12 protein-coding genes are annotated in these 13,376 nt (G+C 64.1%); 6 read left to right on the top strand and 6 right to left on the bottom strand.

The genetic code is table 11. The features are described from left to right. Positions 1 to 3 precede the first annotated feature (3 nt). A complete protein-coding gene (locus tag F4827_RS16775; RefSeq protein ID WP_183725084.1) occupies positions 4 to 1,248 on the top strand; it encodes a nitrate/nitrite transporter in 1,245 nt (414 codons plus the stop codon). A 367-nt stretch (positions 1,249 to 1,615) separates the two neighbouring features. Here F4827_RS16775 and F4827_RS34940 read toward each other — a convergent pair whose 3' ends face one another. After that, positions 1,616 to 1,840: a hypothetical protein gene (locus F4827_RS34940; protein ID WP_183725328.1), complete on the bottom strand. Its 225-nt coding sequence runs from the start codon at positions 1,838 to 1,840 to the stop codon at positions 1,616 to 1,618. Between F4827_RS34940 and F4827_RS16770 the strand changes: the two genes are divergently transcribed. Then, the gene (locus F4827_RS16770) at positions 1,748 to 2,449 is read left to right on the top strand and encodes a carbonic anhydrase (protein ID WP_183725083.1); all 702 of its coding nucleotides are present in this window, start codon (positions 1,748 to 1,750) and stop codon (positions 2,447 to 2,449) included. The two genes, F4827_RS34940 and F4827_RS16770, sit on opposite strands and share 93 nt — an antisense overlap. Before the next feature lie 579 nt (positions 2,450 to 3,028). Then, a complete protein-coding gene (locus tag F4827_RS16765; protein WP_183725082.1) occupies positions 3,029 to 3,205 on the top strand; it encodes a hypothetical protein in 177 nt (58 codons plus the stop codon). Positions 3,206 to 3,238: 33 nt separating this feature from the next. On the opposite strand, the gene F4827_RS16760 is transcribed toward F4827_RS16765, so the two are convergent. Both F4827_RS16760 and F4827_RS16755 read right to left on the bottom strand, forming a co-directional pair. Next, positions 3,239 to 4,267 (bottom strand): aldo/keto reductase, encoded by a 1,029-nt coding sequence (locus F4827_RS16760; RefSeq protein ID WP_183725081.1) that lies wholly within the window; start codon positions 4,265 to 4,267, stop codon positions 3,239 to 3,241. Between the two features lie 346 nt (positions 4,268 to 4,613). Then, entirely contained in the window at positions 4,614 to 5,651 is a 1,038-nt protein-coding gene (locus F4827_RS16755) for a VTT domain-containing protein (RefSeq protein ID WP_183725080.1), read from the bottom strand. A gap of 261 nt (positions 5,652 to 5,912) precedes the next feature. Here F4827_RS16755 and F4827_RS16750 point away from each other — a divergent pair, with 261 nt between their 5' ends. From F4827_RS16750 to F4827_RS16740, 3 genes are all read left to right on the top strand, one after another. Next, positions 5,913 to 6,764, top strand: coding sequence for a helix-turn-helix transcriptional regulator (locus F4827_RS16750; protein WP_183725079.1), 852 nt, complete (start codon positions 5,913 to 5,915; stop codon positions 6,762 to 6,764). A gap of 155 nt (positions 6,765 to 6,919) precedes the next feature. Then, positions 6,920 to 8,659 carry an FAD-dependent oxidoreductase gene (locus tag F4827_RS16745; RefSeq protein ID WP_183725078.1) on the top strand — a complete coding sequence of 580 codons (1,740 nt, stop codon included), beginning with the start codon at positions 6,920 to 6,922 and terminating at the stop codon, positions 8,657 to 8,659. Between the two features lie 31 nt (positions 8,660 to 8,690). After that, positions 8,691 to 8,876, top strand: coding sequence for a hypothetical protein (locus tag F4827_RS16740; protein ID WP_183725077.1), 186 nt, complete (start codon positions 8,691 to 8,693; stop codon positions 8,874 to 8,876). A gap of 257 nt (positions 8,877 to 9,133) precedes the next feature. Here F4827_RS16740 and ggt read toward each other — a convergent pair whose 3' ends face one another. From ggt to F4827_RS16725, 3 genes are all read right to left on the bottom strand, one after another. Beyond that, positions 9,134 to 10,864 carry a gamma-glutamyltransferase gene (gene ggt / locus F4827_RS16735; protein ID WP_183725076.1) on the bottom strand — a complete coding sequence of 577 codons (1,731 nt, stop codon included), beginning with the start codon at positions 10,862 to 10,864 and terminating at the stop codon, positions 9,134 to 9,136. 152 nt (positions 10,865 to 11,016) lie between these two features. Beyond that, positions 11,017 to 12,420 carry an MFS transporter gene (locus F4827_RS16730; RefSeq protein ID WP_183725075.1) on the bottom strand — a complete coding sequence of 468 codons (1,404 nt, stop codon included), beginning with the start codon at positions 12,418 to 12,420 and terminating at the stop codon, positions 11,017 to 11,019. 154 nt (positions 12,421 to 12,574) lie between these two features. Next, a complete protein-coding gene (locus tag F4827_RS16725) occupies positions 12,575 to 13,354 on the bottom strand; it encodes an NTP transferase domain-containing protein (RefSeq protein ID WP_183725074.1) in 780 nt (259 codons plus the stop codon). Positions 13,355 to 13,376: the final 22 nt, after the last annotated feature.

The raw sequence follows: 13,376 nt of genomic DNA, 5'->3' as shown, positions 1-13,376 counted from the left end.
ATCATGACCGCACTCAGATTGCGCGTATTCGCCGTGTTCGCGCTCGGCTATTTCGTCTCGTATCTGTTCCGGGGCGTCAACCTCGGCTTCGCGCCGTTTCTGACGCACGAAATGGGCTTCACCGCCACCGATCTCGGCACCTTGACGAGCCTGTACTTCCTGGGCTTCGCGGGCGCGCAGATTCCGGGCGGCGTGCTGCTCGACCACTTCGGCCCGCGCCGCGTGACCGCCTGCGTGATGCTGGTGGCCGCCGCCGGCGCGCTCGTATTCGGGCTCTCGCACAGCATGGGCGTGATGATGTTCGGCCGTCTGCTGGTGGGCGTGGGCGTGTCCGTGTGCCTGGGCGGCGCGTTCAAGGCCACGGCCCAGCACTTCCCCGTCGCCCAGCTCACGCTCGTCAACGGTCTGGTGATGGCCGTGGGCGGCCTTGGCGGCGTAGCGGTGGGCGCACCGCTCTCCTGGCTGCTGACGATCGCGCCGTGGCGATCGGTGAGCCTGGGTCTGGCCGTGCTCACGGCGGCCGTCGCGGCGATCATCTGGATCGGCGGCCCGCGCACGCGCGACACCCACCATCAGGCGAGCGTGCTCGAACAGTTCAAGGGCACCGCGCATATCCTGCGCAGCCACGCGTTCTGGAAGACGGCGACGTTTTCGGCGCTGACACAGACGGTGTTCTACGCGATGCAGTCGCTCTGGGTGGGCGCGTTCCTGCGTGACGTGACGCCCGCGGGCACGGTGGACGCGGCTTCGCGCGCGGCCTCGCTGGTTTCCGTGCTGGGCGGTGCGTTCATTGGCGGCAATATCGGCTTCGGGGCGCTCGCGCGCGCCTTCGAGCGACGCGGCGTGAGCGTGGCGCGCTTTTCCGGCGTGACGATGGCGCTGTTCGTGGTGGTCCAGGCGCTGCTGGCCGCACGCGTGCCGCTGCCCGCACCGCTGCTGTGGGCCGCTTACGGTGCGCTGGGAGGCACCGGCATCCTCACCTATGCGGTGCTGGCTGAGTACTTCCCCGCGCGCATGATCGGCCGCGTCAACACCACTTTCACGCTGGTGATCTTCGTCGGCATCTTCGTCACGCAGATCGCCATCGGCGCGGCGCTCGGCCACTGGAGCGCCGTCGATGGGCACTATCCGGTGGCCGCGCATCAGACCGTCTGGACTGCGCTGATCGTGCTGCAAACGGTCGCGGGCCTGTGGTACTTCATGCCGGGCCGACGCGCCGGCGCGACGCAGCCTGCGATGGAATCCTGATCCGCCGCGCCGTCTGAATGACGCCTGCCGCGCAGCATCACGGCGGGCGTTTTTCTTGCGATCACCATTTCGCTATCCATACCGATAAGATCGGGCGGCTGAAATATATGCCGCACCGCCGGTCCATGCGGCCAGGTTTCCTTCTGGAAACGCCCGCTCACATAAATCGCCGCGTCGCGTACAATGCTGCCCCGCCGGCCTCGGAGCCATGCGCACAGGCGCTGAAGACCGACTGGCCGGTCGTATGACAAAAGCCCTCGCACCACGCCGCGCCGATGCGGAACATAGCTTTTGATGTGCTGCAGCGAATGCACGGTGCGTGAGAAAATACGCTTTCAAATGCTCAGGTAGCGCCCGGTTCATCCGCTCAGGCGATGATCGGAAACGGGAAAAACGCACGCCCGTCCGCTTGTTTCCAACCTGAAACGCGGCGGCCCGGCGTAAACTCCCGCTGTGCCATTCGATTGTGTCGATTGATGATAAAGAGAGAGAAACTTCCATGCCAGAACATAACCACTCGCACGACGAACACTCCGAATCGTGCGGCTGCGATCTGCTGCACCTCCTCGACGGCGTGGACGAGTTCACTCATCAGGTGTTCCCGGGCAACCAGGACCTGTTCCGCAGCCTCGCCCATAGTCAGGCCCCGCATACGCTGTTCATTACCTGCGCCGACTCGCGCGTGTCGCCGGAAATGATCACCCAGGCGCGTCCCGGCGAGCTGTTCGTGTGCCGCAACATCGGCAATATCGTGCCGGCTTACGGCGAGATGCTCGGCGGCGTGTCGGCCGTGGTCGAATTCGCCGTGATGGCGCTGAACGTCAAGCAGATCGTGCTGTGCGGCCATACCGACTGCGGCGCGATGAAGGGCCTGGCCTCGGGTGGTGCGGCGACCGCCGGCATGCCCACGGTCACCGCCTGGCTGCGCAATGCCGAAGCGGCGCGCAGCGTGGTGCAGACGCGCGGCCTGGACGAAAACCAGATCGTGCAGGCGCTGGTGGAAGAAAACGTCCGCCTCCAGCTTACGCACCTGCGCACTCACCCGGCCGTCGCGGCCCGCACGGCGCAGAACCAGCTGCAGTTGCAGGGCTGGGTGTACGACATCGGCCAGGGCACGGTTTCGATCTTCGACGACACACACGGCCGCTTCGAATCGCTCGGCGAGGCGCGCGCGCGCCTGCGCAAGGACACCACGGGCTAAAACGCCTACGCAATCAAGCCCATCCGGGCGGCGTCGCCGCCCGTCCCCTGCCGTTCCTCTGTCGTTCCCCCGCTATTACCCCGTACCGGACCGCGCCACGCTGGCGCCGTCCGGTATTGACGCTCGATCTTCTCATCTGCTGCAACAATGATTTGACGATCAGGTAACGATCTAAGTGTTTACCCTAGTCCCGGATCTGGCTATACTCTGGTCCGTACCATATGCGGTGCCCGACCGCAGCAGAAAAATAATTCTGGAGGTTGGTTACCCATGCAGTGTGCTTGCCTGCCGTATCCGCCGTACAAGACACCGAATACCCGCTTCACCCGCAGTCCTTTTGCTTCTTTTGCAGTCGCAGGACGAGCGCCCGCGCCGCGCTAACGCCGGCACGCGCATCGCGCCGTCGCGCCCTTTATGGCGCGACGGCCAGAATCTCAGGCCCACTCCACGTCAATTGCCGTTCTCAGCGCCACAGCGTCAGCCGCGGCGAACGGCTCGCGCTTGCGCGAACACTGGCGGCCGGTAATGGGCTTCGCACCCGACACGGGCTATGCGCCCGATTACCGATGGAGATGTGCCATGGAGTTCACCCTCAAGCCGCCCGCCAAGATCGAAGTCAAACTGCTGCTGCATCCGCACGACCACGACCGCGCCATGGCGATCGCCAAGGCCGCCAATCTCGCCGAGCGCGACTTCTACGCGCTGGCGATCCACCTCGGCGCAGCGCAAATCCTGCGTTCCGCCGAGTCCGAGTGAATCGCTACCGCATAGCGTGCGGCGCGGGCAGCGTCAGACCGGCGAGGGATTGCGCTCGCTAAACCCTTCCTGATGCCAGTACGGATACACGGGCCGCACCGCGCTCGCGGCGTCGAGCTTCGCGACCTGCTCGGCCGTGAGATTCCAGCCCACCGCGCCCAGGTTCTGGCGTAACTGCGCTTCGTCGCGCGCGCCGATCAGCACGGTCGATACCGTTGGCCGTTGCAGCAGCCAGTTCAGCGCGATCTGCGGCACAGTCTTGCCGGTTTCCTGCGCCACTTCGTCGATGGCATCGAGCACGCGAAACAGATATTCATCGGGAACCGGCGGCCCCTGCTCGGCCGTCTTGTGCAGGCGGCTCGTCTGCGGCAGCGGCTGGCCGCGGCGAATCTTGCCGGTCAGACGCCCCCAGCCGAGCGGGCTCCACACCACCGCGCCCACGCCCTGATCGATGCCAAGCGGCATCAACTCCCATTCGTAGTCGCGCCCGATCAGCGAGTAATAGGTCTGATTGGCGACATAGCGCGGATAGCCGTAGCGGTCCGCCACGCCCAGCGACTTCATCAGGTGCCAGCCCGAAAAGTTCGACACGCCGGTATAGAGAATCTTGCCCGCGCGCACCAGTTCGTCGAGCGTCGACAGCACTTCCTCTGCGGGTGTCCTCGCGTCGAAGCCGTGCAGCTGAAACAGGTCGATGTAGTCGGTTTGCAGACGCTTGAGCGCAGCGTCGACGGCGCGCTTCAGATGAAAGCGCGACGAGCCGACGTTGTTGGCGTCGTCATCGTCGAAGCGAAACGTCGCCTTGGTCGAGATGATCGCCTTGTCGCGACGACCCTTGAGCGCCTCGCCGAGCACCGACTCCGAGATGCCGCGCGAGTATATATCCGCGGTATCGAACATCGTCACGCCCGCATCGAGGCAGATGTCGATCAGGCGGCTCGCCTCGGCCACATCGGTCGCGCCCCACGCCTCGAAGAACTCGCCCTTGCCGCCGAAGGTGCCGGTGCCGAAGCTCAGCACCGGCACCTTGAAGCCCGACGCGCCCAGAAAACGGTATTCCATTTCCTATCCTCCACAAATCGTGCGTTGAAGAAGCGCCGATGAGTGTACGCGCCTCTCCGTGGCGCTGCCCCGTGCCCGTCGCGATCTTCCAGCCGCCTGGACACCCGCTGGAGGCTGTGCATAAAGCGCGTTCGTATTTTCACGCGCATCGGCATTGGCGCAGCGCCGTATCTGATGCCGCTGCTGTTCCAGATATGCACAGATGGCGCACGATGCAGGCCGCAATGTCGGCGGCGGTTCGCGCCGCCAGCGCGCATGAGATGTGTGCGACGCGAGAATCGCGCTCGATTGACGCGTCCAGGTCAATGTCGCGCGAAGCCTTGGCATCGCGCGACATCAAGCGGTCTTACTTGGAAAGGCTCGCGCGCACCGTGAATTCCTGCCCGGCGTCTGTTTCGAACCCGCCTTCGAATTCCTCGTCGGTCAGCCCGTGCGCGCGATGGAATTCCGACGACAGCGGCTCGACCGGATAACCGCGCCGCTCCCACGCATCGAGCCCGCCGCGCAACGCATGCGCGTGATAGATGTGCTTGTCGCGCAGACGGTTGACGATGCGCTTGGCCGTCACCTCGTTCGGGCAGACGCAATACACCACGATGGGACGCGCGATCAGTTCGGCGGGCAGCGCCTCGCTCGAATCGAGATTGAGCGGCTGCGCGCCCGGAATGCGATACGCCTCTTTCTCGCGCACGGCCTGCGGACGCGCATCGAAAACGATCGGCGGCGCGGCGGATTTCATCATCTCGTCGAGCTGATCGGGCGAAATGCGGTGCGTGGCGAGCCAGTGGCGCAACTGCAGGCGGCGCACCCAGCGATAAGCGAGAAACAGCACGCCCGCGGCCGCGAGCACGTCGAAAATGGTCCAGCCGTTGGCGCGCACGAACATCGCGAAGCGCGCGATTTCCGTATGCAGCGCGGCCCCGCCGATCAGCCAGGTGCCGGCCCAAAGCGTCGCGCCAATGGCGTCCCAGAGCAGAAAAATCCGCACGTCCATCGACGTGGTGCCGAGCAGCGGCGCGGACATCAGACCGAGTCCCGGCACGAACTTCGCCACCGCGAGAATCGGCGCGCCGTGGCGTTCGAACACGTTGCGCGCAACGCGAATCGTCGTATCGAGCGAGAGCGAGAAACGCACGAGGCCGTTGAGCAGGCGGCGACCACGCAGGCGCCCCGCAGAGAACCAGAGCGAATCGGCGAACAGCGTGGCCACCACCGCCGCCAGCAGCAGATTCCCATACGAAGCTTCCCCGCCGGCCGCCATCGTGCCCGCCAGGATCAGCACCGGCGCGGCAGGAACCGGCACGCCGAGTTGCGTCACGAGCACGCTGAGAAATACCGCCCCGGTGCCAAAATCGGGCGGGATGGCGCTGGGGAGAGTCCACATGGCGGGGTTTCCGGCTTGAAGCAATCTGAGAAGAAAGGAAACATTTGCGCCTTTTTGGCGCAAATACGGAGAGTACCGCAAGTGGGCGAATTCTTGCTTGCAGCGCAGCCGTTGCCCGTGCCGTCGAAACGGGTATCGATCACGCCAAATGGTGCTTTCCCTGCGTGAATCGGCTCACGCAGCGCGCCCGTTCAGTGCTACGCTCGAACGCTGCGCTCTGTTGTTTTTCTGCCTCGCTCCGACCGTTTTCCGATACGAAAAATGCGTTACTGGCGTCTCGACCGGCCTCGACAGGCAGGTTTATCCAGCTCATTCGACCTCGCCCGCGTCACCGGCCTGGTTGCCGCAATCGGCGGCGATAACGCCAATGCGCTCGCCGCCGAAGTGCTGAATCTGCTCGGCCCAGCGACGTCGGTATCGCAATGCACGGTCTTCGCATACGAGTTCGGCAACCGGCCACGCACGGTTTCGGTGGCCGACCATCGCGGCGGGCGCTTTCTACGTGACGTCGCCGACACCTACGCGCGCCTTTTCTACGCACTCGACGGCAATCAGCGCATCGTCACCGGCGACGACGGGCACGTCGGCCACTTCGGCAGCGGCGCGGACCAGTCTTCGTCAATGGTGCTGCACTGGCAATCGAGCGACGACATCGCACACGACGGCTATCGCCAGACCTGCTACAGCACGCCGAATGTTTCCGATCGGCTCTCCCTGCTCATGCAGCCCGCCGCCGATATCTGGCTCTCGGTCAATCTCTATCGCGAGCGGGACGCCGGAAATTTTCAGCCCGGCGAAGTGGAACTGGTCGAATCGCTCGCGCCCCTCATCGGCGAGGCCACCAAGCATCATTACGCGCTGCGCGGCCAGAGCCAACTGGGTATTCCGCAACTGATGCTGGCGCGGCTACGCAGTTTGTGTCCCGCGCTCTCGAAGCGGGAACTCGATGCGCTGCGCGGCGTGCTCGAAGGCCAAAGCGCGGCCGAAATCGCCGATAGCATGGGCGTGAAGCCCAGCAGCGTCGTCACCTATCAGAAGCGCGCGTATCTGCGCCTGGGGATTTCGAGCCAGCGCCAGCTATTCGCGCTGTGCCTCGCCAACGACGTACGCTGAGCGCCATCCGGCGCGCTGTACCCAAAATGAGGACAGCGCCGCCTCCCTTGCCCGCCATACTCGCTCCATCGCCGTGAGCTATTGAAGCCTGCGGCGCCGCGCGGTGCGCCTTGCGCCGCGCGCGAACAAAAATTTCCAGTCGGAGACACCGTGCGATGAGCGACCCCACGAGCGCGCAATTCAAACCCTATCCCTTCGAGGCGAAGCAGTACGACGCCCGCCTGCCCGAACTCGTCGATGACCGCAAAGATGACCGCGTAGCCCGCCGTGAAGCGCAACGTCACGCGGTGACGATCGTCGGCGGCGGCCCGGTTGGACTCGCCATCGCGCTGGGCCTCGCGAAACATGGCGTGCGCTCGGTGCTGATCGAAGCCGATGCATCGGTATGCGAAGGCAGCCGGGCCATCTGCATTTCGCGCCGCAGCCTGGAGATCATCGAGCGTCTTGGCGCGCTGGACGGCTTTCTCGCCAAAGGTTTGCCGTGGACCGGCGGGCGCAGCTTTTATCGCGAACACGAAGTCCTGCACTTCACCATGCCTCAGGACGAGAACCAGAAGCTGCCGCCGATGGTCAATCTCGCGCAGTATCACATCGAGCAATTCCTGCTCGATGCCGCCGAGCGCCACGCGGATCTGATCGAGATTCGCTGGCGCACGAAAGTGACCTCGGTGCAGCACGATGCGCATGGCGCGACGCTAGCGCTCTCGACACCCTTGGGCGACTACGAAACGCAGACCGACTGGCTGGTCGCGGCAGACGGCGGACGCAGCGCCGTGCGCGAGGCGCTGGGCCTCAACCTCGCGGGCACGAGCTACGAAGGCCGCTATGTGATCGTCGATATCCTGCTCGACAGCGCGCGCCCCACGGAACGCCTCGCCTGGTTCGATCCGGCATCGAATCCCGGCTCGACCGTGCTTGTGCACAAGCAGCCCGACAACGTCTGGCGCATCGACTATCAGTTGCGCGACGGCGAGGACGCCGAAGCCGCCGTCAAGCCCGAAAACGTGCTGCCGCGCGTGCAGGGCCTGCTCGACATGATGGGCGAAACCGCGGCCTGGTCCCCCATCTGGATCACGATCTACAAGGCCAACGCCCTCACGCTCGAACGCTATCGTCACGCTCGCGTGCTGTTCGCAGGCGACGCCGCGCATCTCGTGCCGATCTTCGGCGTGCGCGGCGCAAACTCCGGCATCGACGATGCGGACAATCTCGCGTGGAAGCTCGCCTGGGTCGTCAACGGTCGCGCCGACGCGCGCCTGCTCGACAGCTATTCCGACGAGCGCGTTTTCGCCGCGCACGAGAACCTCAGCTACGGCACGAAGAGCACGGAATTCATGGCGCCGCCCTCGTTCGCATTCGAACTGATGCGCACGGCGGTATTGAGCCTCGCCGCGCGACATCCGGGCGTGCGTTCGCTGATCAATCCGCGCCAGACATCGGCGATCGCGTACACAGATTCGCCGCTCAACGCAGTTTCGGATCCGCTCGTCAGCGGTCCAGCGCCGGGCGCGGTGCTGTCCGAGTGTCCTGTCACGATTGTCGATGGTGTCGTTGGCAATCGCGGGCGCGCTGGCCACATGACCGATCTGGTCGGCCCGCATTTCACAGCGTTGTATTTCAGCGATGAAGGTGGCGTGCCCCCGGAGTTGGTCGCGCTCGAAACGTCATGCACGGTGCCGCTCACGCTCATCCCGCTCGCACGACGCGCACCCGCCGATGTCGCGCGTCGCTGCGGCTGGGATCACACGGGCCGCCTTTTTCCGATGTACGGCGCGCATGCCAATACGCTCTATCTGGTGCGGCCCGACGGTCACGTGCTGGGCCGTTGGCAAGGCTGCGGCGCGACGCTCGCGCAGCGTGCAAACGCCGCGCTCCAACATGCGCTGCACGCCTGAGCAAATCGACCAAACGAAACCGGAGAACACCATGACCGACAGCGAACTCGACGCGGTCTATACGCGGCTGTGCAAGACCATGACCGAACTGGGCGAAGCCAACGCGCCGCTTTTTCTCGCGCGCTTCGCGCTGCTCGCCGTGGAGCGTATCGGCAACGCACCGACCGCATTGGCCTTGATCGAAGCAGCACGCGAGGATATGGACGCGGCCCGATGACCCGCGCGCAAGCCGCGATCGATTGCTGACGCCTGGTTTCTGAAACGAGCGATCGAGATGCATACGCACGGTCGTATAGGCAAAAAGGGCAGCCGAAGCTGCCCAGTCAAAACACCCTATGCGATGCCCTTCGCAATGAATTCCTCATTGAAGGGGATATACAACGAACGAACGCGCATCGCGTTCGAGCTTTTCGTAGCGGAAGGTTTCAGACCCCGCGCGCAACCGGTAGCCCTGACCGGCAAGATCCACGCGCGTTACTGGACGATGCGCGTCACACCGCGTCCACGCGGATCGGCAACGGCTTCAGGCGTATCGCCATCGATACGGATCGCCTGGATATCGCCGTTGAAGTCCTGCCCCTTCAGCACGTAACCCTTCGCTTCGACCTGCTTCGCCAGATCGCCGTTGATCGGCTCGTACGGCTCCCAGAAGATCGTGTTGGGCGGCAGCAGTTGATGGTGGAAACGCATCGCGCCCACGGCGTCCTTCAACGGCATCTTGAAGTCGTAGATGTTGTTGATGACCTGGAAGATCGACGTGAAAATGCGCGAGCCGCCCGGCGTGCCGATCACCAGCGACACCTTGCCGTCCTTCGTGAGGATCGTCGGCGACATCGAGGATAGGGGGCGCTTCTTCGGCGCAATCGCGTTCGCGTCGCTGCCAACCACGCCGAACATGTTCGGCACGCCCGGCTTGGCGGAGAAGTCGTCCATTTCGTCGTTGAGCACGATGCCCGCGCCCGGCACCACCACGCCCGATCCGAAGTAGCCGTTGATCGTGTAGGTGTTCGACACAGCGTTACCCCATTTGTCGACAACCGAGAAGTGCGTGGTCTCGGCCTTTTCCGGCATCGAGGTGCCGAGCCCCGCCTGCACGCTCTTGGTGTCCGAAGGCTTGTCGGGATCGACTTCGGCGGCGCGTTTGGCGATATAGGCGTCGTCGGTCAGTTGCGCGACCGGCACCTTGTAGAAGTCAGGATCGCCGAGATATTGCGCACGATCCGCAAACACGCGCTTTTCGATTTCCGCGATCAGATGGATGTATTGCGGCGAGTTGAGCGGCACATCCTTGAACTGCGGCGCAAGATCGGCCTTCATCTTGAGCAGTTGCACGAGACCCACGCCACCCGAACTCGGAGGCGGCGCGGTGATCACTTCGTAGCCGTTCCAGTTGGCCTCCACCGGCTGACGCCAGACGGCCTTGTACTCCTGCAGATCGCGCTTCGTGATCAGGCCGTGGCCCTTCATCGACGCGGCGATCAGATCGGCGGTCTTGCCGTCGTAGAAGTCCTTTGCGCCTTGATTGGCGATGCGCGTAAGCACATTGGCGAGATCGGGCTGCTTGAAGGTCTCGCCCATCTTCATGTTGCCGAAGTACTGGTCGAAGTTGGTCTTGCCGTCGAACTCTTTGGACGCTTCCTCGCGGCGCTTCGCCAGCAGTTCGCCGACGACGAAGCCATCGCGCGCGTACTCGATCGCCGGTTGCAGCACCTGCTTCCACGACAGCTTGCCGAAGCGCTTCTGTGCTTCCCACATGCCCTCGACGGTGCCCGGCACGCCCACGGCGTCATAACCATACAGGCTCTTGCCCGGGATCACGTTGCCCTGCTCGTCCTGATACATCGTGCGCGTGGCGGCCAGCGGCGCGCGCTCGCGATAGTCGAGGAAATACGGCTTGCCGTTCACATAGAGCGTCATGAAACCGCCGCCGCCGATATTGCCGGCTTCGGGATACGTCACGGCGAGCGAGAAGGCGATGGCGACCGCCGCATCGACGGCATTGCCGCCTTCCTTGAAGATCTGTTCGGCGGCATCGGCGGCGTATTTGTCCGCCACGGCAACGGCCGAGGCGTTCAGTACGGCGGGATGTTGTTGCGTGTCCTTGGCGAAGGCCGGCGTGGCTTCGAGAAAGCCTGCGGATAAGGCGGAAAGTGAAACGAGTGCGAGAGCGGCAGCGGAAATTTTCGTTCTATCGACCAGCTTCATTGAGTGACCTCCATGATTCGGTTCATCGTATAGCGCTTTTTTGCCCAGCTAACACCTGGCTTGTGACCCGGTCCCAACGCTTATAGCACGCACAGAAAACGATTGCGATCCGGCCATCCGCCGATAGCAGCATGGCGATCACATGGCTCCGTTCAGGCCTGCCCGCGCCGCCCGCGCGCGATCTCGTCGCCCGCCGTGGCAGGCAGGCGCAAGGTGACGGGAATCGACGCAACGGAGAACAGGCCGACCACGAGGAACGCCGGCCAGAAATCCGACCACACGATGGTCGAATGCCCTTGTAGCCGATGCGAAACCTGCAGCACGATGCCCGCGATCGTCACGCCCAGGCCCAGCGAAACCTGCTGGATCACGCTCGCAACACTGGTGGCGCGGCCAATGTCCTTGCCGGGGATATCCGCGTAGGCCAGTGAATTCAGGCCCGAAAACTGCAGCGAGGGAAAAATGCCGCCCACCAGTACGACGAACCAGATGAGCCACACCGGCGTGCCCGGCGAGAACGCGCCGTAGATCGCGATGGCCACGCCCGCAATCGCGGCGTTCACGATCAGGGTGCGCCGAAAGCCGAAGCGCCCCAGCACACCCGAGACGATCGTCTTCATGAAGATCGATCCGAACGCCGATGCGCAGGTGATCGCGCCCGAGGCGAAGGCTGTCATGCCGAGCCCCTCCTGCAGCGCGAGCGGCAACAGGAACGGCACCGCACCCAGTCCGATACGAAACAGCGAGCCGCCCGCCACGCTCGCGTGGAAACTGGGGATGCGCAGAAATTTCAGATCGAGAACGGGGCGATCGGCGCGCTGCGCGTAGAACCAGTAGGCCGCCAGCAAGAGCGCGCCGACCACGCACATCGTCACGGCTTTCCGATTGGAAACCAGTTCGCCGCCCACCAGTGAAAGTCCCAGCATGAAGAGCGAAGCGCCGCCCGCCGAAAGGAAGAAACCCACCCAGTCGAGCGGCCCAGGATGCTCTTCATGCATGTTGGCGATATGCCGGTTCGCGAGCCAGATACCCAGCACGCCAATCGGAATATTGACGAAGAAAATCAGCCGCCAGTGCAGATAGGTGGTGATGAAGCCGCCAAGCGGCGGCCCCACCACGGGACCGAGCAGCGCAGGCACAGTCAGATAGTTGACCGCGCGAATGAAGTCCGATTTCGGCAGCGAACGGAAAATGATGATGCGCCCAACCGGCACCATCATCGCCCCGCCGATGCCTTGCACGAAACGCGCGGCCACGAACATTTCGAGCGAGCGCGAAGCCGCGCACAACAGCGAGCCCGTCATGAAAATGCCGATGGCCGTGCGAAACACATTGCGCGAACCGAAGCGGTCGGCCACCCAGCCGCAGATCGGAATGAACACGCCCAGGCCAATCACATAACTCGTGACGGCAAGCTTGAGGGTGATGGGGTCGTGGCCAAGATCGCGGGCCAGCGCAGGCAGCGAGGTGACGATGACGGTCGCGTCCACGTTCTCCATGAACATCGAGCACGCAACGATAAGCGGAACGATGAAAGCGCCGAGGGCTAGTGGCATGGGCAGGAACGACAATCAGCGCGGCTGAAGGCGTAAAGCCGCCATTATGGCACCGTGTTGCGAAACGCGCGCGTTCAACAACAGATGAAGCGGCAGCCCAAACAGAAAGGCCACCTGCGTGCAGGTGGCCTTTTTACTCATCGCTAGCGCAAGATCACTCGGCGACTTGCTTCACGCGGCTCGCCACCGGCGTGAGTTGCGGCAGCACCTGTTCGGCGGCGCGCGTCACATCGTTCGGGAAGTCGATTTCGATCCACGGCGCGCCGGTGACGTCGGCCGTTTCGAATTCCGCGCCGCGTTCGAGCAGCAGATCGCGCAGCGCTTCTTCGTGCGGCAGATTCGCCCGGCCCGTATCGACATAGCCTTCGACGATCTGCGCAAAGCGCCTGGCCGTCGCTTCGTTCAGGCGGAAGAAGCCAACCGATTCGCCGATGGTGTCGTACTGCAGGCCCACCGCCAGTTGCTTGCGCAGTTCGACCGGCACGCCGTCGCGCAGGCACAGCTTGACCGGCTCGTCGCCTGCTTCGAAGTCACGGTCGATCAACAGACGGTTGGCCGGCGCCTCGCCCGCCACCAGCGGCGCGAACACGCGCTCGTCGTAGAGCACGTCCGCGTCCATCAGCAGCACGTCGCCACCGCGCGTCATGGCTTCGGCGGTGCGGTGCACGGTCAGCACGCTGCCCAGATCGAAGCGCGGGTTGAGCACGACCTCGACCTTGTGCGGCCAGCCGATGCGCTTGAGTTCGGCTTCGACCAGTTCAGGCTGAAAGCCGAGCGCGAGCACGACTTCGGTGACGCCCGCCGATTCGAGCATCTGCAGATGGCGTTCGAGCAGCGACACGCCCTCGAATTGCAGCAGACATTTCGGAAACTGTTCTCCAGCGCGTTGCTGAAGGCGCAGGCCGAGGCCTGCCGCGAGAATGATGGCGCGCATGCGCAACGTTCCTTGGGAGAAA

The organism is Paraburkholderia bannensis (assembly GCF_014200455.1).
Lineage (GTDB): Bacteria > Pseudomonadota > Gammaproteobacteria > Burkholderiales > Burkholderiaceae > Paraburkholderia > Paraburkholderia bannensis_A.
This window is presented reverse-complemented; position numbering and strand designations above follow the sequence as displayed.

What these genes read in the sequence shown, in the direction of transcription:
- F4827_RS16775 (WP_183725084.1), top strand. Translation starts at nt 4, where the DNA reads ATGACCGCACTCAGATTGCGCGTATTCGCCGTGTTCGCGCTCGGCTAT.
- F4827_RS16770 (WP_183725083.1), top strand. Translation starts at nt 1,748, where the DNA reads ATGCCAGAACATAACCACTCGCACGACGAACACTCCGAATCGTGCGGC.
- F4827_RS34940 (WP_183725328.1), bottom strand. Translation starts at nt 1,840, where the DNA reads ATGAGTGAACTCGTCCACGCCGTCGAGGAGGTGCAGCAGATCGCAGCC.
- F4827_RS16765 (WP_183725082.1), top strand. Translation starts at nt 3,029, where the DNA reads ATGGAGTTCACCCTCAAGCCGCCCGCCAAGATCGAAGTCAAACTGCTG.
- F4827_RS16760 (WP_183725081.1), bottom strand. Translation starts at nt 4,267, where the DNA reads ATGGAATACCGTTTTCTGGGCGCGTCGGGCTTCAAGGTGCCGGTGCTG.
- F4827_RS16755 (WP_183725080.1), bottom strand. Translation starts at nt 5,651, where the DNA reads ATGTGGACTCTCCCCAGCGCCATCCCGCCCGATTTTGGCACCGGGGCG.
- F4827_RS16750 (WP_183725079.1), top strand. Translation starts at nt 5,913, where the DNA reads ATGCGTTACTGGCGTCTCGACCGGCCTCGACAGGCAGGTTTATCCAGC.
- F4827_RS16745 (WP_183725078.1), top strand. Translation starts at nt 6,920, where the DNA reads ATGAGCGACCCCACGAGCGCGCAATTCAAACCCTATCCCTTCGAGGCG.
- F4827_RS16740 (WP_183725077.1), top strand. Translation starts at nt 8,691, where the DNA reads ATGACCGACAGCGAACTCGACGCGGTCTATACGCGGCTGTGCAAGACC.
- ggt (WP_183725076.1), bottom strand. Translation starts at nt 10,864, where the DNA reads ATGAAGCTGGTCGATAGAACGAAAATTTCCGCTGCCGCTCTCGCACTC.
- F4827_RS16730 (WP_183725075.1), bottom strand. Translation starts at nt 12,420, where the DNA reads ATGCCACTAGCCCTCGGCGCTTTCATCGTTCCGCTTATCGTTGCGTGC.
- F4827_RS16725 (WP_183725074.1), bottom strand. Translation starts at nt 13,354, where the DNA reads ATGCGCGCCATCATTCTCGCGGCAGGCCTCGGCCTGCGCCTTCAGCAA.